This window comes from Streptomyces parvus (assembly GCF_032121415.1).
Taxonomy (GTDB): Bacteria; Actinomycetota; Actinomycetes; order Streptomycetales; family Streptomycetaceae; genus Streptomyces; species Streptomyces globisporus_A.
Window position 1 is genome coordinate 2,239,715 of the sequence record NZ_CP135079.1, and the last position, 23,400, is coordinate 2,263,114.

The following is a 23,400-nucleotide window of genomic DNA, read 5'->3' on the forward strand; positions in this document are numbered from 1 at the left end:
CCATACAGCCGTAGCAAGCGCTTTCTACGGAGGATGACGCTAGCCTGCCGACAGCGGCCGGACAAGAGGGGGCCGCACGTGACCTCACGGAGGACAGCGATGACAGTCACCCTGGCGGATGTGGCGGCCCGCGCCCGGGTGTCCCCGGCCACCGTCTCCCGCGTGCTGAACGGCAACTACCCGGTGGCGGCGTCGACCCGGGAACGGGTCCTGCGCGCGGTGGACGACCTGGACTACGTGCTCAACGGACCCGCCAGTTCGCTCGCGGCGGCCACGTCCGACCTGGTCGGCATCCTGGTCAACGACATCGCCGACCCCTTCTTCGGGATCATGGCGGGGGCGGCGCAGACGCAGATCGGCGGCCCGGGGGACGGTTCGGGACGGGCGGGGGGCGAGAAGCTGGCCGTCATCTGCAACACCGGCGGCTCCCCGGAGCGCGAGCTGACCTATCTCACGCTCCTCCAGCGCCAGCGCGCCGCCGCGGTCGTCCTCACCGGCGGCGCGGTCGAGGACCCGGCGCACCAGGCCGCGATGGCGGCGAAGTTGGCGAAGCTCGCGGACGCGGGCACCCGGATCGTCTTCTGCGGGCGGCCCCCGCTGCCCGATGGCGACGCGCTCGTCGCCGCGCTCGCGTTCGACAACCGGGGCGGCGGCCGCCGTCTCACGGAGCACCTGATCTCGCTCGGCCACCGCAGGATCGGTTACGTCGCCGGGCCCCGGGAACGCACCACCACCCGCCACCGGCTGGAGGGCCACCGGGAGGCGCTGCGCGCGGCCGGGCGGGCCGACGGTTCCGGTGAGCAGGGGGCCGACGACGACCGGCTCATCGTGCACGGGCCCTACGACCGGCGCTCCGGGTACGAGGCCACCCTCGAACTCCTGCGCAGGGCACCGGACGTGACCGCGATCGTCGCCGCCAACGACACCGTGGCGCTGGGTGCGTGCGCGGCGGTACGGGACCAGGGGATGCGCATCCCGCAGGACATCTCGGTCGCGGGCTTCGACGACCTGCCGTTCTCGGTGGACGCCGTACCGGCCCTCACGACGGTCCGGCTGCCGCTCTTCGAGGCGGGCGCCCGGGCGGGACGGCTCGCGATGGGCAAGGAGAACCCGCCGCCCGGTGGCATCGCGACCATCGCGGCCGAGCTGATGGTCCGGGGGTCAACGGCGGCGCCCCGGGGCTGAGCCGGTCCCGTACGACAGGCGCTGAGCCGATCCGGCCGGCAGGCCCTGGCCCGGGTCGTTCGCAGGTCGTGGGGGCGGTTGCGGGCCGGAGGGCGAAAGATGGGGGTGGCTCCCCCATGTGCCCGTACCCCCTCCCCCGCCACGATGGGCGCGGGCGGCCCGCACGGGGCCGGCCCGGGACCGGGGAGGTGCGGTGCGATGGCGGAGAAGAACCTGATCGACAGAGGTACGAGCCGTCTCCCCGCCCCCGGTGACACCTCGCCCGTCCTCGACCCCCTCGCCCCGTTCGCGCGTGCGGCCTCGGAGCCGTGGTGGCTGCCCGGTGTCGTCGGGGGCAGCACCTCCGGCGAACCAGCCTGGGCGGCCTTCGCCCGGGAGGCGGTCGCCGCCGCCCCGCGCGATGTGGTGGTCGCCGACCGTGCGTACCCGGGGCTCAGCGGCTTCCGGCCGATCGTCGCGCCGTTCGTCGAGGTGGCGGAGGGAAGGCTCCGAGAGGCGCTGGCGGATGCGGGGGCTGGGGTGGACGGCCTGGTGGCGGACGGCCGAGCAGCATCCTCCCCTGCGGCAGCCGGCCCGGGGGCGGGCGGCGCGGTGGCAGCTGGCCCTGCGGCACCCCGCCCGGCGGCAGCCGGCCGAGCAGCAGGCTCCCCTGCGGTAGCCGGTCCTGCGGCAGACGGCCCCTCTCCCCTCCTGGCCGACTTCCGGCGGCAACTGACCCGGCGGCTGGCCCGCATCGCGGCGCGCACGCTGGTCACCGAGTTGCACGAGGCCCGGCGGCTGGGCCGGTTGAGCGGTGCGGGGCCCGAGGAGCGCTTCCGGGACTTCGTCGCGCTGACGGCGCGTCGCGACGGCCTCGACCGAATCGTCACCGGCTATCCCGTGCTGGCCCGCCTCCTGGCGACGTCCTGCCTCAACACCGCCGACGCCTTCGCGGAGCTGGTCGCGCGGCTCGCCGCCGACCGGCATCTGCTGGCCCCGGCGGGGGTCTTCGGCGACCGGGGCGGTTGCCCGGACGGAGCGCTCCGCACCTACGCGGGGCCGGGGGCGCTCGCCGGGGTCGAGGCCGGTGCGGGCGACAGCCATCGCGGTGGGCGGTCGGTGATGCTCCTGCGGTTCGCCGACGGCACCCGGCTGGTCTACAAGCCGCGTCCGCTCGCGGCGCACCGGCACTTCAACTCCCTGGTCGAGTGGTTCGGTTCGCTGCCCGACGCCCCCGACCTGCGGGTGCTGCGCGTCCTGGACCGGGGGGAGTACGGCTGGGCCGAGTTCGTCGAGGAGCGGCCCTGCGCATCGGAGGCGGAGACCCGGCAGTTCTACCGGCGCCAGGGTGCGCTGCTGGCCCTGCTGCACGCGCTGGACGGCACGGATCTGCACCACGAGAACCTGATCGCCTGCGGCCCGCACCCGGTGCTGGTCGATGTGGAGACCCTGTTCCACCCGCCGCTGGGGCCCGCCCGTTCCGCCGACCCGGCCGCCCGGGCCCTGCACGACTCCGTCCACCGGGTGGGCCTGCTGCCCCAGTTGCTCGTCGGGGACACGACCGCGCTCGACATGTCCGCCATCGGCGGGGGCCGGGCGGCCTCCTCCCCCATCGAGACCGCCGACTGGGCGGAGGCCGGGACCGACCGCATGCGGCTGGTGCGGCGAGCGGGGCGGTTCACCGAGTCCGCCAACCGGCCCCGGCTCGGCACCGAGGCCGCCGACCCCTCCACGTACACCGAGGCCCTCTGCGACGGGTTCCGCGCCGGGTACACCGCGATCCACGACCACCGCGACGAACTCCTCTCCCCGGACGGGCCGTTGCGGCGGTTCGCCGGGGACGAGGTGCGCGTCGTGCCCCGCCCCACCTGGACGTACACGACGCTGCTGGACGAGTCGACGCACCCCGACCTGATGCGGGACGCCACCGAACGGCACCGGGTGCTGTCCCTGCTGCGCACCCCGCTCCTGGGCGTGCCCGCGCTGTCCGGTGTGGAGGACGAGGAGATCGCCGAGCTGTGGTGCGGCGACGTGCCGGTGTTCGCCACCCGGCCGGACTCCGCGGAGCTGTGGAGCGGTACCGGCCGTACGGTCGCGGGTCCGGTGCCCGACGGATCCGCGTCCGGGGCGGACGCCCCCACCGGTCTCGCGCGCGTCGAGGCGAAGGTACGCGCGATGGACACCGTCGACCGCCAGGACCAGGAACGGATCATCCGGACCGCCATGGTGAGCACATCGCCCCGGCCGCCGCACCGGCCCGGACCGGGCGGCCGGGCGCCGAGTGCGGCGACCGCGCCGGAGCCCGAGCAACTGCTCTCCGCCGCACGGTCGGTGGGCGACCAGCTCGTCTCCCTCGCCTACCGGCACGAGGGCCGCACCAACTGGATCGGGCTCGAACTTCTCGGCGAGCGCTACTGGCGGCTCACGCCGATGGCGGCGGACCTGGCGGGCGGTTACACCGGCCCCGCGCTCTTCCTTGCTCAACTGGCCGCGCTCACCGACGTATCCCGGTACGCGGAGGCCGCCCGCGAAGCACTCGCCCCCGTCCCGGGGCTGCTGGACGCCCTGCACGGGCGGGCCGACGAGCTCGGAGCCCTGGGCTCCGGCGCTTACGCGGGCCTGGGCGGCATCGCGTACGCGCTGACCGAGGTGGGCACGCTGCTCGGTGACCCGGAGGTGCTGGACCTGGCCGGTCCGGCCGTCCGGCTGAGCTGTGCGGCGAACGCGGCCGAGGACGGGTACGGGGTGCGCGGCGGTGCGGCGGGCGGGCTGGTCTCGCTGCTCGCGGTGTACCACGCCACCGGCCGCCCGCAGGCCTGGTGGGGCGCCGTGCGCTGCGCCGACCGGCTCGCCGCCGCACCTGCCCCCGACACCGGAGGCTTCGCCGACGGGGCCGCCGGGATCGGCTGGGCGATGCTGCGCCTCGCCGGGGCCGGGGGCGACGCCCGCCACCGGAGCGCCGGGCTGGCGGCCCTGCGCCGGGCGACCGCGCTGACGGACGCCGCGACGGTTCACGGGCCCGCCTGGTGCGAGGGGGCGGCCGGGGTCGCGCTCGCGATCGCGGACAGTCCCGCCGCACGGGAGGACCCGGAGCTGTCCGGCTGGCTGACGTCGCGCTCCGCCGAGCTGGCGGACATCGCTCCGCTCGCCGACGACAGCCTGTGCCACGGGGAGTCCTCACTGCTCGAACTCCTCGCCCACAGCGCCCTGCCCGCACTCCTGCCCGACGTACGAGCCGCGTGGGTGCGCCGGGCCGGGATGCTGCTGGCCTCGGCGGACCGGGCGGGACCGCGGTGCGGGACGCCCGGCGGCGTACCGCACCCGGGGCTGCTCACCGGGCTCTCCGGAATCGGGCACGGGCTGCTGCGGGCGGGGTTCCCCGACCGGATCGGCTCCGCCCTGCTCCTGGACCCCTCCCGCGCCCCCTGACCCACCGACGCACCGTCCCGTACCCGTGCCCCGGCACCGAGTACCCGTCATCCAGCGCCAAGTACCAAGCACCCCGTTCCCATCACCGATCAGCAGAGGATGAGGCAGAGATGAAGCAGTTCGGCGAATCGGCCCTGCAGGCGTCCGGCGACATCGCTCACGAGGGCACCCCGGAGCACCCGGCCGGGCAGATCTCCCTCGGGTCCACCGGAGGACTCGGTGCGCGCAGCAGACTCCTCAGCGCCTCGGAGGGCGAGAGCGGCTTCAGCCACGACCTGCCCTGGACCACCATGACAGCCCCGTGGTGACCAGATCCGGCCAACTCGACGGCGATTGAGCCGAATTGGCCCACTGCCGTGGGAGTTGTCGCTCCAGTAATCTGCGGCCATGCGAGCCACTTCGCCGGTCATCGTCGGGCGGGACGAGGAGATCGGACTGCTGAGCAGCGCCCTGGACGCCGTGCAACGGCGTTCGGGGCGCGCGCTGTTCCTCCTCGGGGAAGCCGGTATCGGAAAGTCCCGGCTGGTGGGCGAGTGCGCCTACCGGGCCTACGGGCTCGGCATGCCGGTGCTGCGCGGCCGGGCCACCTCGACCGGACTCGTCGTGCCGTTCCGCCCGCTCGTGGAGGCGCTGGCGTCCCGGTTCCGGGCGGCCGGCACCCCGACCGATCCGGAGCTGGCGCCCTACCATCCGGCGCTGGCCCGGCTGGTCCCGGAGTGGCGCCGGGCCGGGTCACCCGGGTATCCGGAGACGGTCGTGGAGCTGGCCGAGGCGCTGCTGCGCCTGCTGTCCGTGCTGGGCAGGGACGCGGGCTGCACGATCCTGCTGGAGGATCTGCACGACTGCGACACGGAGACCGTCGCGGTCGTCGAGTACGTCATCGACAACCTCGCCGACCTGCCCATCCTGTTCCTCGGCACCCTGCGCCCCGAGCCGGGCCCCGCGCTGGACCTCGTACGCTCCGCGGAACGCCGACACGCCGCCAGCGTGCGCGAGTTGGGGCCGCTCCACGACGACCAGGTGCGGACGCTGACGGGCGCGTGCCTGGAGGCCGGGCCGCAGGAGATACCGGAGGCGGTGCACCGGCGGCTGGCCGAGCGCGCCGCGGGCAACCCGTATCTGCTGGAGGTGCTGCTGGCGGACCTCCTCGACACCGGCCGGCTCCGGCGGACGGACGGCGTCTGGGAGGCGATGGAGCAGCCCGGCGGTTCCATCCCCTCGGACATCGTGCGCAGTTGGGCCCGGAGGCTGGAGCGGCTGGACGAGCCGGTACGGGATCTCTTACTGGCGTCGGCCACGCTGGGCAGCCAGTTCTCGGTGACCGTGCTCCAGACCGTCACCGGATTCGGGGACCGGGCCCTGTTCACGCATCTGCGGTCCGCTGTGGAGGCCGGAGTCATCGCCCCGGACGGTGCCGCCCCCGACCGCTACACCTTCCGGCACTCGCTCACCGCCGAGGCCCTGATCTCCTCGCTCGTCCCGGCCGAGCGTGCCTCCCTGGCCCGCCGGGCCGCCGCGGCCATCGAGCACTCCGGGGAGCCGCTGGACGAGGACGGGCGGCAGCTCGTGGCCTCGCTGCAACTGGCGGCGGGCGACCGGGCCGGGGCGGCCCGCCAGTTCGCGGAGGCCGGAAGACGCATGCTCGCTTCGGGAGCGCACGGCTCCGCCGTGGTTCTACTGGAGCGGGCGCACCCCCTGGCCGCCGAGGCCGACCGGGCCGCCGTCGCCGAGTCGTTGGCGGTCGCCCGGGCCGAGGGCGGCGATCTCGACGGCGCGCTGGCGCTGGCGGAAGCCCTGCCGCCCGTTCCGGCGCGTTCCGAAGCCGCGGCGCGGCGCGGACAGTTCCACATCGACCTCGCCTGGGCGGCGGTGATGGCGGAGCGCACCGCCGATGCCGCGCTCCAGGTCGAGGCGGCCCGCGTGCTCCTGGGCCCGACGCCGCCCCCGGGCCGCCGGGCCGCGCTCGTGGTGGTCGACGGATATCTGGCGCTGCTCCCCGGGCTCCCCGGGAAGGGGCGGCCGTACCGGGATCCGGCGGAGACCGAGCAGGCCGTCCAGAAGGCCGCCGAGACCGCTGAGGCCGAGGGACTGCCCGTGGTGGCTTGCCAGGCCTGGCAGTTGCTGGCGCTGCTGCGGCGCGAGGAGGGCTTCGACGCGGCGGACGCCGCGCTGGAGCGCATGCTGTCGATCTCCACCGAGCACGCCCTGCCGGTCTGGCGGGTGGAGGCGCTGGTGCGGCTCGGCGCGAACGCCTTCATGCGGACCGGGGACGCTTCCCGGCTGCTCTCCGCCCGGGCGGCGGCCACCGATCTGGGCGCGCTGCTGCTGACCCGTACGGTCGACGGGCTGCTCGCGATGAACGCGGTGCTGTGCGCCCGGTGGGAGGAGGCGCAGGAGATCATCGACCGCTCGGCCGGGGCCAGTGCCCGGGTCGGCGATCTGTCCGCCCACCGCTACCTGCTGCTGGCCGGGGCGACGATGGCCGCGCACCGGGGGCGTCGGCGGGACATGGACCGGGCGCTGGCCGCGTTCCGGCGGGCCGGTGGCGAGCAGTCGCTGCTGGTGCCGCTCCGGTCGGGGCTCTGCCGGGCGTTCGGGGCGCTGCTGGAGGAGGACCGGGAGCGGGCGTCGGCGGGCCTGGACGAGGCGCTGGCCTGGGAGTTGGACCACCCGAGCTACTACTACCTGAGCGGGCGGTACGGGCTGCGCCCGCTGCTGCGGGTCCTCGCGGGGCAGGCGGACCGGACGGAGCTGGAGGAGGCGCGGGCGGCTCCCGGCGGCTGCCTGGCCTGGAACCGGCAGTTCCTGGACCTGGCCGACGCGGTGCTGCTCGGCCGGAAGGGGGACCCGGCCGGGGCCGCCCGGCTGATGGCGTCCTTCGTGCAGCGCTCCGCCCCCTTCCCGGTCGCCCACCACCTGGGGCTGCGGCTGGTCGCGGACGCGGCCCGGGCGGACGGGTGGGGCGAGCCGGTGGCGTGGCTGCGCACCGCCGAGGAGTTCTTCTACGGGGCCGGGGTGCAGCCGGTCTCCGCCGCCTGCCGGGCGGCGCTGCGGCAGGCCGGGGCGAGCGTGGGCCAGCACCGGGGCGGCTGGGACCGGATCCCGTCGCCGCTGCGGACCAGTGGGGTGACGCCACGCGAGTACGAGGTGTTCGTCCTGCTGCCCGAGCGGCCCGGGAACCAGCAGATCGCCCGTCGGCTGTCGATCTCGCCCCGCACGGTGGAGAAGCACATGGCCAGCCTGCTGAACAAGACCGGCCGCGCGGACCGGGCGGCGCTGTGCGAGTTCGCCGCCGAGTGCGCCGCCGAACCGGCCTGAGCGCGGCGAGCAGGACGTACCGCGCCCCGTCCCGCGGGCACGCGGGCACAGGGGCCCGGGGCAGCACGCACGGGGGCCGCGCCGCGGACGTACGGGCATGGGGGCCGGGGCGGGCAACATGGGGGTGCCGGACGGTTTCGGTCGGGTGCCCGGGCGGAAAATGCGGGCGGGACCCCGATGTGCGGGGGCCCGGGCGGCAGCAGGATCGGCCGTGCGTACGGTCCAGTCCGCCGCCCGTCCCCCTCCCGGAGGCCCGCTGATGACCCGACCTCCCGTCCGTACCGGTGCCGCCGGTACCGTGCACTTCTCCCTGCTCGGTCCGCTGACCGCCCGGCGGGACGGCCGTGAGCTGGCGCTCGGCCCGCGCAAGCAGCGCCTGGTCCTCGCCACCCTGCTGGCGCGGCCCAACACCCCTGTTCCGGTGGACGTGTTGACCGACGCGGTATGGCCGGACGATCCGCCCCGCACCGCCCGTAAGAACCTCCAGGTGTACATCAGCGCCGCCCGCGCCCTCCTGGGCCCCGGCGGGGACGGCGGCACGGACCGGCTGGTGCACGGTTGCGGGGGCTATCTCCTGCGCATCGCCGAGGACGAACTGGACACCCTGCGCTTCGGGTCGCTGGCCCGGGCCGGGCGGGCGGCGGCGGAGCGGGGCGATCTTCCCGGCGCCGCCCGGCTGCTGCGCCAGGCGCTCGACCTGTGGGAGGGGCCGCCGCTGAACGATCTGCGGGACTCGGCCGGGGTGGCCGACGAGGCGGACCGCCTGGAGGCCCGATGTCTCACGGTGTACGAGGACTGGGCGGAGGCCGAGATCGAGTTGGGCCGGGCCGCCGTCGCGGTGGACGGGCTGCGGGATCTGGTGGAGCGCCATCCGCTGCGGGAGCGGCTGCGGGCCGCCTGGATGAACTCCCTGCACCAGTCCGGCCGGCAGGCCGAGGCGCTGGCGGTGTACGACGACTACCGGCAGCTGATGGCACGGGAGTTGGGCCTGGAGCCGAGTCCGGCGATGGCGGCGTTGTACCGGTCGATGCTCGGCCGGGGGCGTGAGGCGCGGCGGCCGGCCGCGCCCCGGGAGACGCCGAGCCCGGTGGCGCTGCCCGCCGGTACGGGGGCGTTCACCGGCCGCCGCGAGGAGCTACGGGACCTGCTCGACGTCCTGGGCGGTGGCGAGGAGCGCGTGGTGGTCGTCTCGGGTCCGGGCGGTGCGGGGAAGTCGGCGCTGGCGGTCCGGGCGGCGCACCTGCTCGCCGACCCGTTCCCCGACGGCCGCGTGCACGTCCGGGTGCGCGGGGAGGACGGCGCGGCGCGCGGCCGGGCGGAGATCCTGGCGGAGCTGGGGCGCTGGTGCGGGGTGGCGGCGGCAGGCGCGGAGGCCCCCGCGACGCCGGCAGGCGCTGAAGCCCCCGCGTCGGCCGGTGCCCTCGCGGTCCTCGCGGAGGCCTGGCAGGAGTGGCAGGCCCGGCACCGGGCGCTGGTGGTCCTGGACGACGTGCCGGACGAGGCGTCCGTACGAGGGTTGCTGCCCCGGTCGGGGAAGTGCGCCGTACTGGTCACCGCCCGGGGGCAGTTGTCCGGACTCGCCCCGGTGCACCGGATCGCGCTGCCGGCGCTGGCGGACGGGGAGGCGCTGGAGCTGCTGGGGAAGCTGATCGGCGCCGGGCGGCTGCGGACGGACCCGGGGGCGGCGCTGCGGATCGTCCGCGCCTGTGGAGGGCTGCCGCTGGCGGTGGAGGTGAGCGGGATGCGGCTGGCGGTACTGCGGCATCTGCCCTTGGCGGAGTACGCGGACCGGCTCGACGACCCGTCGGCCGCGCTCGACGAACTGGTCGCCGGGGACGTCTCCGTACGGGAGCGGATCGCGTCCGGCTGGCACGACCTGGCCGATGGCAACCGGTGGGTGCTGGGGCGGCTGGCCGGGCTCGCCGATGAGGGATGCTTCACCCTGGACCGGGCCACGGTGGCGCTGGGCTGCGGGGAGCGGGCGGCGATCCGGGCCGTGGAAGCGCTGATCGACGCCGGTGCGGTGACCTCCCCCGCAGGCGAGGTCACCGCGCATGCGGCGCTGTACGAAGTGCCGCGTCTTCTCTGCCTGTTCGCGCGCGAGCAGCGGGCAGCGGGCGAGCAGCGGGCAGCGGGCGAGCAGCGGGCAGCGGGCGAGCAGCGGGCGGCGGGCGAGCAGCAAGGGCCGGGGGACCGGACCGGCGCGCCTGCCGCCCCCGCCCTCAGCCCAGGGTGAGCAGCTTCAGCAGATCGTGCGGCCGGTGGCCGTCGCCCCGGGGGGCATGCCCTTCCGGTGCGGCGGCTCCGTCGGCGTCCGCTCCGGCGAGGAAGTGCAGGGCGAGCAGCAGCCCGGCCGCCCCGGTGGCCAGGTCGGCGGAGCAGCGCCGCAGCCGGGACCCGGGCACCAGCAGCCGGTTCCCGTCGGCGACCAGGTGCCAGGACAGGTTGCGCACGGAGGCGAGGACCTCGGGCCCGGCCGGGCCGCCGTCCTCCAACTGGCGGGCGGTGGAGACGAGTCCGGCGCGTCCGGTGAACAGCCCCGGCTCGCGCACGAACTCGTTGCCGCAGCCCTTGCGCACCCCGGGCAGCAGTCCGGCGAGCGCGGGCGCTTCCTGTCGGGCCAGGTAGGCACGGGCGACCAGGGCGAAGCCGCCGCTGCCCTGGTCGAGGTAGAGCAGGTGGCGGCGGCCGTCCTTGACCTGGACCGTGCCGTCGTCCATCGCGACGCAGTGGCCCGAGTCCCGGTACAGGGCGGTGCGGGCGGCGCGCAGCAGCCACTCCTCACCGGTGAGCGCGTGCAGTTCGAGGTGGAGGAGCGCCGCCCCGCTGAGCCCGCGCAGCAGTCCGGCCGACGGCGGGGCCGCCGGTCCGCCCGCCACCGTCTCGCCCCGCACCAGGCAGTCGAGGTCCCAGGCGGTGTGCAGGGCGGTGTCCAGCAGCTCCGGGTCCGGGGCGCCGGGTCCGGCCGTGGCCAGGCGGACGGCGGCCAGGGCGATGCCCGCGCGCCCGGTCAGCAGGTCGGCCGAGGGGGACGGGCGGGTGGCCTCGACGGTCCGGGCGAACAGTTCGCGCGCCTCGTCCGGGCGGCCGAGCAGCGCCAGTGTCACCGCTGTGCCCGGCAGCCCCTCGTAGAGGCCGCCCGGGGCTGCGGGGTCGCGGCGGCGGGCGGTCTCCGCGAGCCAGTCGGTCCAGTCGGCCGGGACCGGGGCCCCGACGCGGTGGAGGGCGTAGAGGACCCCGGCGGCGCCGTGCGCCAGATCCGTACCGCCGGTGGCGAAGCCCTTGGGATCGCCGGGGAAGAGCCGGTCGCGGCGCTCGGGCGTCGCGCCCGCGCGGATACCCGCGATCAGCCGGGCGCGCAGTTCGGCCCAGTCGGGCACGGGCCCGCCGAGGAGGGCGGCGATCTCGCCCTCCCGGTCGGCGGCGCGCTCCGCCGCCCGCAGCAGGGCGGGGCGGGCCGGGCCGGCGTCGGGTGCGAGGCCGTAGCGCTCCCTGGCCCAGGACTCCAGGGAGAGCGCCTTGGCCCGGTCGTGGGAGGCCATCTCGGTCAGCGGCATCAGCATGGTGAGCCAGGTGGCCCACAGGGCGTAGGCGTCGGCCTCCGCACCCGGGGTGCCGGGCGGGGCCTGGAGGCCGGGAGCACCGGCCAACGGGGTCTGTTCGTCGTCGAGTCCGGTGGCGTACTCGAAGTCGACGAGCGCGAGCCGGCCGTCGGGCCGCAGGATGATGTTGGAGGGGTGCAGATCCCCGAAGCGCAGGCCCCGGCCATGGATCTGGCGCAGTGCGTCGGCGAGCTGCCCGGTCACCTGGTCCACCCACGCGGTGTACGGGGCGAGTTCGTCCGCCGTACGGGCTCCGCGTACCAGCGCGAAGCGGGCCACGATCTCGTCGAGCAGGGTGGGCCCCTCGACGTACTCCGTCATCAGGAACCGGTGCTCCCACACGGTCCGTACGCCGTACACCTCCGGTACGCAGTCGAGCCCGGCCAGCGCCGTGAGGGCCCGGTGCTCGCGCTCCAGCCGGGCCACGGCGTCGTCGCCCACCGCGTCGAGCCCGCAGTGCGGGCGGGCCTCGCGCAGCACGACCCGGTGGCCGGTCTCCCGGTGCCGGGCGAGGTAGATGCCGCCCGCGTTGGAGAACTGGAGCGCCTCGGTGACGGTGTACGGGAAGGAGTCGTCGCGTGCGGCTGCGCGGGCGGCGAGGTGGGGCCGCAGCAGTTCGGGCACCTTCACCCAGGCGGGCGTGCGGAACACCACGCCCCGTTCGTCGGGCACGAGTTCACCGGAGGGATGACGCAGGGCGGGCACCCGCTCGCCCCGGGCGTCGTGGCACCAGCGGTCGACGAAGGAGCCGTACCGTACGTAGACGGGGGCGTCGCCGATGCGCAGATCGCTCAGGATGTACGGGCCCCGGCGGCCGGACAGGGTCGTGGTCAGTTCGTCGAGCAGGCGGGTCAGGGCCGTCTCGTCCGGCGGGTAGAGGGTGAGGAACTTCCCCGCGCTGCCCCGGGACATGTACTTCCCCGACATCAGCAGGAGCGCCTGCTCACTGCGGAGGAATTTGAACGGGACCCGGTGCCGGAGGCAGATCGCGGCGGTGTCGCGGAGGGTGCGGGCCGCCTCGTCGGGGACGGTCGACACGTGGATCTTCCAGCCCTGTTCGGCCGGATCGCAGCCCTCGGGCAGCAGTGACGTCCACAGCCCGCCGGCCACGCGCCGCCATCCGTCGGGCGGCTCGGCCGTGTCGAGTCGGTAGCGGGTCTCCTGGTCGGGGAGCCGGGCCGGGGTGTCGTAGTACCGGCGGTCGGCGAGGCAGTACAGCTGGGTCTCCTGGATGCCGGGCACGGCATTACCTCCTCAGAGTGCGCCGGGACCGGCGGCGTCGGGGACGGGGCGAGGCGTGGGCTCGCGCGGACCGGGGACGTCGGCCTCGTCGTCCGGTGCGGCGGGGCTCGCGGGCGGCGGGACGGCCCCGGACCGTACGGAGGGGGCGAGCGTCATGACCGCCGCCGAGACGGCCAGCACCGCGCCGACCACGCCGAAGGCGTTGCGCGGGCCGAGCGCGGTCAGCAGCGCGCCGCCCGCGAGCGGGCCGAACGGCTGGACGATCGACGACAGGAAGGAGGCCGCGCTCTGCACCCGGCCGACCCGGTCCTCGGGGGTGACGACCAGCAGGGTCGACAGGAAGCCGATGCTGGCGACGGTCGACAGGCCCATGCACACCGCGCAGAGCAGCCCCGCCACCAGCGGGCTGCTGAGCCAGGCCAGCACCCCCGCCGTCAGCACGCAGCTCCAGCAGGTGACGACCAGGAGGGCCCGGATATGGCGGTCGGGAGAGAGCCGGGGGGCGAGCAGCGCGCCGACGAGAGCACCCGCCGAGACACAGGTGATGACGAAGCCGCCGCCGAGCCCGGAGCGGCCGCCCTCGGAGAAGACGGCGAGCGCGGTGAAGGTCAGGGCGCCGAACGCGAAGTTCATACCGAGACCGAAGACGAGCAGCACCGTACGCAGGTAGGGCAGGCGCCAGAGGAAGCCGAGCCCGGCGGTGAGCTCGTCGCGGCTGAAGACGGACCCGGCCTTCTTGTGGGCGGCCGAGCGGGTGCGCACGAGGGCCACGCAGACGGTCGACAGGAACAGGCCCAGGAACTGGGCGGTGAAGGGCAGCGCCTCGTGGACGCCGAAGAGCGCGCCGCCGACGAGCGGGCCGACCAGCCGGACCGTGGCGGTACGGGCCTGGAGCCGGGCGGTCGCCGTGCCCATCTGGTCCGGCGGTACGACCGCGCGCAGCAGACCGAAGGCGGCGGGGGCGTAGACGCTGTTCAGTACGGCACCGGCGGTGGCGACCAGCAGGACGAGCACCATGGGGGCGTGGCCGTTCCACACGGCGACGGTCAGGGCGGTGACCGCGAGCAGGCTCCCCGCGTCGCACAGCCGCATCAGCCGGCGGCGCTCGACCCGGTCGGCCATGACGCCGCCGGGCAGCATCGTGATCAGCACGGCGCAGATGGAGACGGTCCCCACGGTGCCGGCCTGCACGGCGGAGCCGGTCTCCTTGAGGATGAGCAGGGGCAGCGCGAGTGCGCTCATCTGGCTGCCCAGAACGGCGAACAGGCCGCTCATCCAGAGCAGCCGGAAGTCCCGGTTGGAGCGGAGGGGCGTGGCCATCGGCAGGCTCCCGGAGATCGGCGGGCGGGGGCGTTCGGGGCGGAAGCTCGGGGGGCGTCGTGCGGGGGTAGGCCGGGGCGGAAGCGCGGCGGGGCGGCTCCCGTCGCTCGCGGAGCCGCCCCGTACCGCCTGTCCGCCGGCCGGGCGCCGCGGGGGCGAGGTCTCGGCCTCGTCCCGCCGCGGCGCACGGCCCGGTGGGTTCAGCGCTCGGTTCAGCGCTGCTGCTCGACGACGCTCAGCACGCTGATGCAGTTGCCGTCGGTCGTGTCGCCGCCCTGGACGGAGGTCTCCTGGAGGTCCAGGACGGAGTGCGCCTCGACCTCGGGGGTCTCGTCGCCGGCGGGCTGGGTGTTCTCGGACATGGTGGTCTCCATCCACTCGTCACGGGGCCGAAACGCTGGGGCCGTGCCCCTGGTTCGTGCGGTGTGCGATACGCGGTGTGCGGCGGGGCGAGATCAGTTCTCGACGACGCTGAGCACGCTGATGCAGTTGCCGGGCGGCGCGATGATGTCGCGGTCGGCGTTGACGGAGGTCTCCTGGAGGTCCAGGACGGAGTGCGCCTCGACCTCGGGGGTCTCGTTGGTCTCGTCGCCGGCCGGCTTCGTGTTCTCGGACATGGTGGTCTCCATCCACTCGTCACTGCGGAACCGGTACGCCCGAGGGGAACCCCCGCGGTGTCCGGTGCGGCGGGCGGTGCCTGCCGTTGCCGAGAAAGTTAGGAAGCCGGGCCTGGCAATCGCTTCGCCGCCGGTATGGCACCGGTATCGAGCCAGCTCGCGGCGGCACGGGCGCCCCCGGCGGGCCCGGCCACCACCCCGGGAACCCGCTGCGACCTGGGCCCATACCGCTGCCGAAGCGCCTTCGGACCGTCCTCGAACCGGTGGCCCACAGCCTGGGTACGCGCCCGACGCGCCCCGGCCCCGAAGGAGGCGGCCCGCATGGAACTCGCCGAACTCGTCGCACGGCGGCCCTTCCCCGCCGCAGGCCTGCTGCTCGGCCTCACCCGGCGCTGCCCGCTGAGCTGCGCGCACTGCTCGACCGGGTCGGGCCTGTTCACCCGCCAGGAGCCGGACGCCGCTCAACTGGAGCGCTTCGTGGGCTCGTTCACGGTGGAGAACCGGCCGGACGTGGTCATGCTCACCGGCGGGGAACCGCTGCTCCTGCCCGCGCTCGCCGAGCGGCTGAGCACCCTGGCGCGGGACGCCGGGTCCCGTACGGCCCTGCTGAGCGGCATGTTCTTCGCCCGGGGCGGGAGCGGGCGGGGCGGCGGCCGACGCGGCTGGCGCGGCACGCCGGGCGGGGGGCTCACGGGCGGGCGGGACGGGGCTCCGCGGGGCGGACGGAGGGGGGCGATTCCGCCCGCCATCCTGCGCGCGATCCGTTCGGTCGACCATTTCTCGGCCTCCCTCGACGCCCACCACGAACGCGAGGTGCCGCGGGCCGACGTGTTCCGCGCCCTGCACCTCGTCCGGGAGGAGGGGGTGGCCGTGAGCCTCCACCTCACCGGGACCGGCGGCTCGGACCCGTACCTCGCCGACCTCACACGGGCGGTTGCCAAGGAGTTCGGCGGCCAGGTGCCGTGCCTGGTCAACGAGGTGCGGCCGTTCGGCCGGGCCGCTTCCTGGGCGCGGGCCGCCCGCACCGGACCCGACCCGGCCGCGGCGTCCCCGTGCCCGATGGCCGCCTGGCCGGTGGTCGCCTTCGACGGCCGGGTGCTGGCCTGCTGCAACCAGGACACCGTGGACCGCCGCCCCGTACCGGCCCATCTGGACCTCGGCCATATCGCGGAGGACGACTGGGCGGCCGTACGCCGCCGGGCGCTGGAATCCCCGGTGCTGCGGATGCTCCGCACGGTCGGACCGACGCATCTGGCCGCCCGGTACGGTTCCGGCCCCCGGCCGGGCTCCTACTGCGACGGCTGCCGGGCGCTGGGCGGCGACGAGGCGGTGGCGGCCGGGGCGCGGACGGTGGCGGGCGGCGCGGCCGGGGAGCTGCTGGATCTGACGGCCGCGATGCGCGGCTCCCGGGAGGGGGCGCAGGGCATCGTGCGCCGCCACGGCTGTGCGGCGTACGCGCCGCTGGTCGTCGCGGGCGGGCCGGCCCTGCCGGAGACCGGCGAACGGGACGTCCGATGAGCACCGGCGCCTCCGCCCGGCTGCGGACCAAACTCCTGCTGCTGGAGCCGGAGTTCCGGGGCGCGACGCACCACATGTGGCGTTCCGAAGGGTTGTTGCCGCGCTACCGGACGTATCTGCGCACCATGCACGCCGTCATCCGGGCCTCCGTCCCGCTGATGGAGCTGGCCCTCGACCGCCTCCGCGCCCGCACCGCTTCCGGCGACCCGCTCGCGGCGCCGCTCGCCGCGTATCTGGCGGAGCACATCCGGGAGGAGGAGGGCCATGACGCCTGGCTGCTGGAGGACCTCCGGGCGGCGGGCGGAGCGCCCGAGGACGCGCTCGGCCCGCCGCCCCCTCCGCTGGTCGCCTCGCTCGTCGGGTCCCAGTACTACTGGATCGAGCACCACCACCCGGTCGCCCTGCTCGGCTACATCGCCGTGCTGGAGGGCTACGCGCCCGCGCCCGGCCTGACCGACCGCATCGCCCGGCACACCGGGCTGCCCGCCGCCGCCCTGCGGACCGTACGGGAGCACTCGGTGCTCGACACGGCGCACCTGGACGAGCTGTACGCGCTCCTGGACCGGCTGCCGCTCGGCCGGGACCGGGAAGCGGCCGTGGCGGTCAGTGCCCTCCACTCCCTCGACGCGCTCACCCGGCTGTTCGTCCGGCTCGGGCGCTCCGCGCCGACGCCGTCGCCGCGGGGAGCCGGACCTGTCTCACCGATGGGAGTCACACCATGACCGGACCACCCGAGAACGGCGGACGTCCGCCGCTTCCCCACGCGCTGTACGAGGCGGGCTTCCCCGTCGACCTGCTCACCGAGGAGCAGCGCGAGGTGCTGAGCGGGCTGACTCCGGAGGAACTGGCGCTGCTGCTCGATGTGAAGAGCCGGCTGGACGCCGTGGGACCGGAGGTCCAGGCGCACGGCGAGATCGCCGGGGGCGCGCTGTTCTGACCCCGGCCCGCCCCGGTTTCGCCCGGTCGGCGGCACGGGCCCGGCGCCGCGGTCACCGCCGCCGGGCCCGTACCCGCCCGACATCCCGGAGAGAAGGACCGTCATGAACTGCCTCTCGTGCCAGCAGGATCTGCCGCCGACGGCCCGGTTCTGCTCGTCCTGCGGGACGCCGTGCGCGACCGCCGCTGCCCCCGCCGTCGCGGCCGGCGGGGCCGGACCGGCCGCCGCCGCACCCCCGCCCGGTGACGAACGCAAGCCGGTGACCGTGCTGTTCTGCGATCTCGTCGGGTCGACCGCCCTGTCCGGCGTGCTCGACCCGGAGACGCTGCGCACGGTGACCCTGCGGTACTTCGAGGCGATGAGTGCGGAGATCGTGGCGCGGGGCGGCACCCCGGAGAAGTTCATCGGGGACGCGGTGATGGCGGTGTTCGGCGTCCCGGTGGTCCGGGACGACGACGCCCGTCGGGCGCTGGCGGCGGCGCTCGGGATGCGCCGGGCGCTGGCCCGGCTGAACGAAGAGCTGGACGCCACCCTCGGCATCGAGCTGGCCATCCGGATCGGCGTCAACACCGGTCAGGTGGTGGCGGGTTCGGACCGCACCGCGCGGCAGGCGCTGGTCTCCGGGGAGACCGTGAACATCGCCGCCCGGCTGGAGCAGAACGCGGGCCGGGGCGAGATCCTGATCGGCCCCGGGACCCTGCTCGCCGCCGGTCCGACGGTGAACGCCGAGCCCACGGGGCCGCTGCGGCTGAAGGGCAAGCGGGACAGCGTGGAGGCCCACCGGCTGCTCGCGCTGGGCGCGGACGACCCCGAACTGCTGCGCCGCTTCGACGTCCCCTTCGTCGGGCGCGACGCCGAGCGGCGGGCGCTGGACGCCGCGCTGGAGCGGGCTGTGGGCGCAGGCGCGGCCGGCCTGCTGCGGGTCACCGGGGAGGCGGGGATCGGAAAGACCCGGCTGATACGGGAGTGGCTGGCGGGGCGGTCGGCGTCCGGCGGGCTCGCCCACGGCGCGGGGCGGTGCCGCAGTTACGGGGACCACGGCACCCTCGCACCGCTGGCCGACGCGGTGCGTTCCCTGCTGGCCGCGACGGACTCCGGCCGCCCGGCGGACGCGGCCGAGAGGCTGGCGGTCGACGACGCGATGGCGCTGCTGTCCGGGGGCCTGTTGAGCGACGGCACGCCGAACGCGCCCTTCGAGGACATGTGCGCGGCCCTGACGACGGTCCTGGAACGGGTGGCCCGCGTCCGCCCGGTCGTCCTGGTGCTGGACGACTGGCACGCGGCGGCTCCGCTACTGGTCCGCACGGCGCACCGGCTGGCGGACGGCTCGGGGTGCGCGGGCGTGCTGGTGCTCTGCGCGGGGCGGCCGGACGGGCCGGGCGGCGACGACGCACCGCTCTCCGATGCCGGGACGTTGCTCCAGCTGACGGGGTTGCCGTACGAGGAGGCCGCCCGGCTCGCCGCCGTCCTGGCCGGCCCGGACGGCGGGCCGCCTTCGGCGGACGACCGGCCCCCCGCACGTGACGCTTCGATCCGGCCCGGCGACGACGACGGGGCACCCGGCCAGGACCTGCTCCTGGCGCGGGCCGGGGGCAACCCGCTCTACCTGGAACAGCTCCTGGTCGGCGACCGGGCGGACGCCGGGGGCGGGCCGGCCGGCGAGGATCTGCCGCCCACGCTCCAGGCCCTGCTGGGCGCGCGTATCGGTGCGCTGGCCCGGGCGGAGCGCGATGTGGTGGACCTGGCCGCCGTGATCGGCCGGGAGTTCACCGCACCGGAACTTGTCCGGCTCCAGCTGTCCGTACGGGCCGCGGAGGGCCACGAGACCACCTCGCAACAGCGGTTCGTGGAAGAGGCGCTGGAGGCACTGGCTCGCCGACGGCTGGTCGAGTCGGGTGCCCGCGGAGACCGGGCGGCCGAGGCGGCGTACCGGTTCAGCAGCGGGCTCGTGCACGAAGTCGCGTACGCCTCGCTGTCCAAGCGGGCCAAGGCCGAACGCCACGCCTGGGCCGCTGAGTTGCCCAGCGTGCTGCGCAGCGGCGACGGTGCGGTCGGCGGCCACCTGGAGCGGGCCTACCGCTACCGCGCGGAGCTGGGCCTGCTGGACGACCGGGCCCGGCGGCTGCGCGAGCGGGCCGCCGCCGCGCTGGGCCGGGCCGGGGCGCAGGCCGCCGCCCGGTCCGACCTGCACTGGGCGCACGGCCTGCTGGAGCGGGCGGTGGACCTGCGCCCCGGCGACCCGGCGGCGACCCGACGGCTCGGCGAGGTGCGGGTGGCGCTCGGCCGCGCCGCGGAAGGGGCCGAACTGCTGCGCCAGGTCAGGGACATGGCTGTCGACACGGTGGAGGCCGCGCACGCCCGGCTGGCGCTCGCGGTGCTGGACCCGGGCGGCCCCGGACCCGGCCCCGCCGCCGTGGCCCGTACCGTGCTCCCGGTGTTCGAGGCGGCCGGGGACTCGGTCGGCCGGGCGCGGGCCCATCTGCGACTCGCCCAGCAGTTCCAGCGGTCCGGGCGGCACGAGGAGGCGGAGCGGGACCAGGCGCGGGCCCTGGAGCACGCGGTGCTGGCCGGCGCGGAGCCGGAACGGGCCGGGGCGCTCGGCGCGATCGGCATCTCCCTGTGGCGCGGGCCGGTCCCGGTGCCCGCCGCGGTGATCCGCTGCCGGACCCTGCTGGCGACGCACGGCGCGGGCCGCCCGACGGTCCGGGTCACGCTCAACTGCCCCTTGGCGGTGCTGTACGCGCTCCAGGACGCGGCCGAGGACGCGTACGCCTGCCTGGCCGAGGCGGAGCGGCTGGCCGGGAAGCTGGGGTTCGCGGAGGCGGAGGTCTTCCTGCCGATGTTCCGGGCCACGGTGGAGGCGCTCTCCGGCCGGAACGCCGCCGCGCTGGAGCTGCTCGGCCGGGCGGACGCGGCGGCCCGGCGCACGGGGGCGGCCGGGATGCGGACGGCGGTGGCGCTGGACGCGGCCCGCCTGGAGCTGGACGAGGGCCGGGAGGACCGGGCCGCCGAGCACGTGGCGGGCGTCGGCGACGCATCGGGGCTGAGCCGGGCGGACGCGGTGGACCTGGCGGGGCTGCGCGCCCGGCTGACGGCACGGGACCGACCCGAGGAAGCGGCCGCGTTCGCGGCACAGGCTGTGCGGGCGTCGCTGCTCACCGATTCCCCGCTGGTGCAGGCGACGGCCGAACTGGACCGGGCGCACACGCTCGCCGCCCTGGGCCGGCTTCCGGAGGCCGCGGCATCGGCCGGGGCGGCCGCGGTGCACTTCACCGGCAAGGGGCATCTGCCGGGGTTCCGCCGGGTCTCCGGGTTCCTCGCGCGCCCGCCCCTGCCGATGGCCACCACGAGGAGAGGAGCTGACCGATGACGACCACGGAACCGGCACAGGCGGGATCGGCACGGCCCCGGGCCCGTACGGCCCCGGGCCAGGGTCTGACCTGGAGTCTGCGCGGGCGCGGCCCCGACGACGTACCGGTGCTGGCGGACGCCGGGCCGCCACTGGGCCGCCCGGCCGGGCCCGCCACCGGGCGCGGTGTCCGCGTATGCGTCGTGGACTCGGGCGTGGAGCGCGACCACCCGCTGGTCGGCCCGTTGGCCGGGTCCTGGGTGGTCGTCAAGGACGGGGAGAGCGGCGACATCACCGTCGAGCCGACCACGACCGGGGACACCTGCGGCCACGGCACCGCGTGTGCGGGGATCATCCGCCGGACCGCCCCGGAGTGCGAGATCCACAGTGTGCGGGTGCTCGGCGAACGGTTCTCCGGCACCGGCGACATCCTGATGGCCGGGCTGCGCTGGGCGGTGGAGCAGCGGTTCGACGTGGTCAACCTCAGCCTGTCGACGACCCGTACCCGGTTCGCCCAGGAGCTGCACAGCCTGGCGGACAGCGCCTACTTCGCCCGTACGGTGATCGTCGCCTCGGCGCACAACACCCCGGTGGAGAGCTTCCCCTGGCGGTTCGCCTCCGTGATCTCGGTGGGCAGCCACCAGGAGGACGACCCCGAACTGCACCTGTACAACCCCGAGCCCCCCGTGGAGTTCTTCGGACCGGGCCAGAACGTGACCGTGCCCTGGCTGGGCGGCCGGACGATCCGCACCACGGGGAACAGCTTCGCCACGCCGTACGTCGCCGGACTCTGCGCCCGCGTCCTGTCCGCGCATCCCCGGATGACGGCCTTCCAGCTCAAGAACGCCCTCTATCTGTCCGCGGCCAACGTGAGCCACGCGCCGCGTCCTTCTTCCACTCCGGCAGGAGATACCCGTGATGACTCCGAGAACTGAATCCGCCGCCGCCTTCTCCTCCACCACCACGGTCGCCGACGCTCCGCGCAGCGAGCTGCTCCAGTCGGTCGTCGACGTTGCCCGTGCCATCTTCGGAGCCGAGGCCAGTTCGGTGTTCCTGCTCGACGAGGAGGCCGACGAGCTGGTCTTCCAGGCCGTGTCCGGACAGGGCGAGGAGTTCCTCGTGGGCCGCCGGTTCCCGGCCGGGCGCGGGATCGCCGGGTGGGTGGCGACCTCCGGCGAGCCGATGGTGGTCGACGACCTGAGCGCCGATCCGTCCTTCGACCGCTCGCTGGCGGAGTCGACCGCGTACGTACCGAACGCACTGATGGCGGCTCCGCTCATCAGCGACGCCCGGATCCTGGGCGTCCTGGAGGTGCTGGACCCCTCCCCGCAGGCCCGGTCGGGGGTACGGGAGCTGGATCTGCTCGCGATGTTCGCCCGGCAGGCCGCCGCTGCCCTGCGGGTGATCACCCCGGAGCGGGTACGGGAGGCCGAGGAGCGCACGGCCCTCGCCGGGGCCACGCTGGCGGGCGCGCAACGCGAGGACGCGCTGAAGCTGCTGGGTAGCCTGGAGCGACTGCTGCGGGGCGTCGGCTGAAGCGGCCCCCGTACCGGGTCGCGTACGGGAGCAGCACGGCCGGGGCAAGGGAGTAGCCACCGGCCCGGCGGGCAGGAGCGGGGCGTCGGCACAAGGGAAGGACACGCACGATGAAGCTCGCTTTCTCCACTCTCGGGGTGCCGGGGACGCCGGTCGCCGAGGTGGTCCGGCTCGCCGCCGGGAACGGCTACCAGGGGGTGGAGCTGCGCGTCCACCCCGAGGAGCCCGTGCACCTGGGGCTCTCGTCGCTGGAACGGGCCGACGTGGTCGAGGCGTTCAAGGCCGGCGGGGTGGAGATCCTCACCCTCGCCGGGTACGTCCAGGTGGCCGCCGAGGGGGACGACGAGCCGGTCCTCGCGGAGCTGTCCGAGCTGGTGAAGCTCGCCCGGGACCTGGGCGCGCCCTATGTCCGGGTCTTCCCCGGCGGCGGCGACCAGGAGCAGGCGGAGGCCGACGCGACGGCCGCCCGGCGGCTCGGCGCGGCAGCCCCGGCCGCCGCCGACATGGGCGTGAGCATTCTGCTGGAGACCCATGACTCGCACCGCGCGGGCCTCGACGTCGCCCGGGTCGTCGCCACGGTCGGGCACCCCCGGGTCGGCGCGATCTGGGACGTGCTGCACACCTGGCTCGCCGGTGAGGAGCCCGCGGCCAGTCACGCGGTGCTCGCCCCGCACCTGGGCTACGTGCAGGTGAAGGACGTCGCCTCCGCGGAGGACCTCACTCCGCTGCCGCTGGGCTCCGGGGTGCTGCCGCTGGCGGAGTGCCTGGACGGGGCGGGTCCGGACACGTGGGTGTGCTGGGAGTACGAGAAGCGCTGGCACCCGGGGGCCGCGGAGCTGCCGGGTCTGCTGGGCGCCGGCCGTGACCACCTGCTGCGGCTCGGGGCCCCGAAGCAGTAGTCGAGCGGCGGGGCGCGGCGGTCCGGAGCCCCGACGCCCGAGGTCGGCGCCACCCCGCCCACCAGCGCAGCGGGCTCACGCGCACGGCGGGCCACGAGCCCGGCATCCGGTACCGGGCGGACACCGCGGTGGCCGCCGGCCTGGCAGCGCCATGATGCCCCGGCCGGGGCGGGGGCCGCTCCCGGACGGGGTGGTGGCGGTGCGTCTGGACCCGGTGCCGGAGCGGCGGCTGTACGGGCTGTGGCGTACGGAGGCGGCGGGGCGCCCGGCGATCACGGCCGCGGTGGAGGCGCTGCGGGCACGGTGCGGCGGCCGGACCGGCGTGGGACCGGCCCGACGGCCGTCCCTCGTGTCCCACCCTTCCCACTCTTCCGGCGGCACGTCACTCACGGGCCCGGCACGGCCTCTTGACCGGAAGTTATTTTCCCTATAAGCGTACTTCCTTGGAAGTTTCTTTCACCCCGGGAAG

General features: G+C 75.7%; 16 protein-coding genes and 1 pseudogene. 13 read left to right on the forward strand and 4 right to left on the reverse strand.

The window, feature by feature from the left end; all coding sequences use genetic code 11:
• The first annotated feature begins 99 nt into the window (after positions 1–99).
• The 5 genes from RNL97_RS10970 to RNL97_RS10990 all read left to right on the forward strand — a co-directional run bounded on the left by RNL97_RS10970 (position 100) and on the right by RNL97_RS10990 (position 10,147).
• Positions 100–1,185, forward strand: a complete 1,086-nt coding sequence (locus RNL97_RS10970) for a LacI family DNA-binding transcriptional regulator (RefSeq protein WP_030592342.1) — start codon at positions 100–102, stop codon at positions 1,183–1,185.
• 198 nt (positions 1,186–1,383) lie between these two features.
• Positions 1,384–4,593 (forward strand): type 2 lanthipeptide synthetase LanM family protein, encoded by a 3,210-nt coding sequence (locus RNL97_RS10975; RefSeq protein WP_243314068.1) that lies wholly within the window; start codon positions 1,384–1,386, stop codon positions 4,591–4,593.
• Between the two features lie 110 nt (positions 4,594–4,703).
• Positions 4,704–4,901, forward strand: a complete 198-nt coding sequence (locus tag RNL97_RS10980) for a hypothetical protein (protein ID WP_010056547.1) — start codon at positions 4,704–4,706, stop codon at positions 4,899–4,901.
• Between the two features lie 79 nt (positions 4,902–4,980).
• Entirely contained in the window at positions 4,981–7,911 is a 2,931-nt protein-coding gene (locus RNL97_RS10985) for a helix-turn-helix transcriptional regulator (protein WP_313750638.1), read from the forward strand.
• Between the two features lie 259 nt (positions 7,912–8,170).
• Positions 8,171–10,147 carry an AfsR/SARP family transcriptional regulator gene (locus RNL97_RS10990; protein ID WP_032766704.1) on the forward strand — a complete coding sequence of 659 codons (1,977 nt, stop codon included), beginning with the start codon at positions 8,171–8,173 and terminating at the stop codon, positions 10,145–10,147.
• On the opposite strand, the gene lanKC is transcribed toward RNL97_RS10990, so the two are convergent.
• The 4 genes from lanKC to RNL97_RS11010 form a co-directional block, all read right to left on the reverse strand.
• Positions 10,134–12,755 (reverse strand): class III lanthionine synthetase LanKC, encoded by a 2,622-nt coding sequence (gene lanKC, locus RNL97_RS10995; RefSeq protein WP_030592353.1) that lies wholly within the window; start codon positions 12,753–12,755, stop codon positions 10,134–10,136. The two genes, RNL97_RS10990 and lanKC, sit on opposite strands and share 14 nt — an antisense overlap.
• Positions 12,756–12,767: 12 nt before the next feature.
• A complete protein-coding gene (locus tag RNL97_RS11000) occupies positions 12,768–14,075 on the reverse strand; it encodes an MFS transporter (RefSeq protein WP_030592356.1) in 1,308 nt (435 codons plus the stop codon).
• A 212-nt stretch (positions 14,076–14,287) separates the two neighbouring features.
• A complete protein-coding gene (locus RNL97_RS11005) occupies positions 14,288–14,437 on the reverse strand; it encodes a hypothetical protein (protein WP_199814260.1) in 150 nt (49 codons plus the stop codon).
• Positions 14,438–14,530: 93 nt separating this feature from the next.
• Positions 14,531–14,692 (reverse strand): hypothetical protein, encoded by a 162-nt coding sequence (locus tag RNL97_RS11010; RefSeq protein WP_164873496.1) that lies wholly within the window; start codon positions 14,690–14,692, stop codon positions 14,531–14,533.
• Between the two features lie 321 nt (positions 14,693–15,013).
• On the opposite strand from RNL97_RS11010, the gene RNL97_RS11015 reads away from it, so the two are divergent.
• The 8 genes and pseudogenes from RNL97_RS11015 to RNL97_RS33085 form a co-directional block, all read left to right on the forward strand.
• On the forward strand, positions 15,014–16,210 hold the full coding sequence (locus tag RNL97_RS11015) for a radical SAM family protein (RefSeq protein WP_030592359.1): 1,197 nt from the start codon (positions 15,014–15,016) through the stop codon (positions 16,208–16,210).
• Positions 16,207–16,932 (forward strand): iron-containing redox enzyme family protein, encoded by a 726-nt coding sequence (locus RNL97_RS11020; protein WP_030592361.1) that lies wholly within the window; start codon positions 16,207–16,209, stop codon positions 16,930–16,932. Before RNL97_RS11015 ends, RNL97_RS11020 begins: the two co-directional genes overlap by 4 nt.
• A complete protein-coding gene (locus RNL97_RS11025) occupies positions 16,929–17,147 on the forward strand; it encodes an aroma-sacti cluster domain-containing protein (RefSeq protein ID WP_030592363.1) in 219 nt (72 codons plus the stop codon). Before RNL97_RS11020 ends, RNL97_RS11025 begins: the two co-directional genes overlap by 4 nt.
• Positions 17,148–17,250: 103 nt before the next feature.
• On the forward strand, positions 17,251–20,517 hold the full coding sequence (locus RNL97_RS11030; protein WP_030592365.1) for an adenylate/guanylate cyclase domain-containing protein: 3,267 nt from the start codon (positions 17,251–17,253) through the stop codon (positions 20,515–20,517).
• Entirely contained in the window at positions 20,514–21,431 is a 918-nt protein-coding gene (locus RNL97_RS11035; RefSeq protein WP_313750639.1) for a S8 family peptidase, read from the forward strand. The genes RNL97_RS11030 and RNL97_RS11035 overlap by 4 nt, the downstream gene beginning before the upstream one ends.
• Positions 21,415–22,032 (forward strand): GAF domain-containing protein, encoded by a 618-nt coding sequence (locus tag RNL97_RS11040; protein ID WP_243314071.1) that lies wholly within the window; start codon positions 21,415–21,417, stop codon positions 22,030–22,032. The genes RNL97_RS11035 and RNL97_RS11040 overlap by 17 nt, the downstream gene beginning before the upstream one ends.
• Positions 22,033–22,142: 110 nt before the next feature.
• On the forward strand, positions 22,143–22,931 hold the full coding sequence (locus RNL97_RS11045; protein ID WP_030592371.1) for a sugar phosphate isomerase/epimerase family protein: 789 nt from the start codon (positions 22,143–22,145) through the stop codon (positions 22,929–22,931).
• Positions 22,932–23,011: 80 nt separating this feature from the next.
• Positions 23,012–23,364: pseudogene (locus tag RNL97_RS33085) on the forward strand (type 2 periplasmic-binding domain-containing protein); the annotation flags it as partial.
• Positions 23,365–23,400 lie beyond the last annotated feature (36 nt).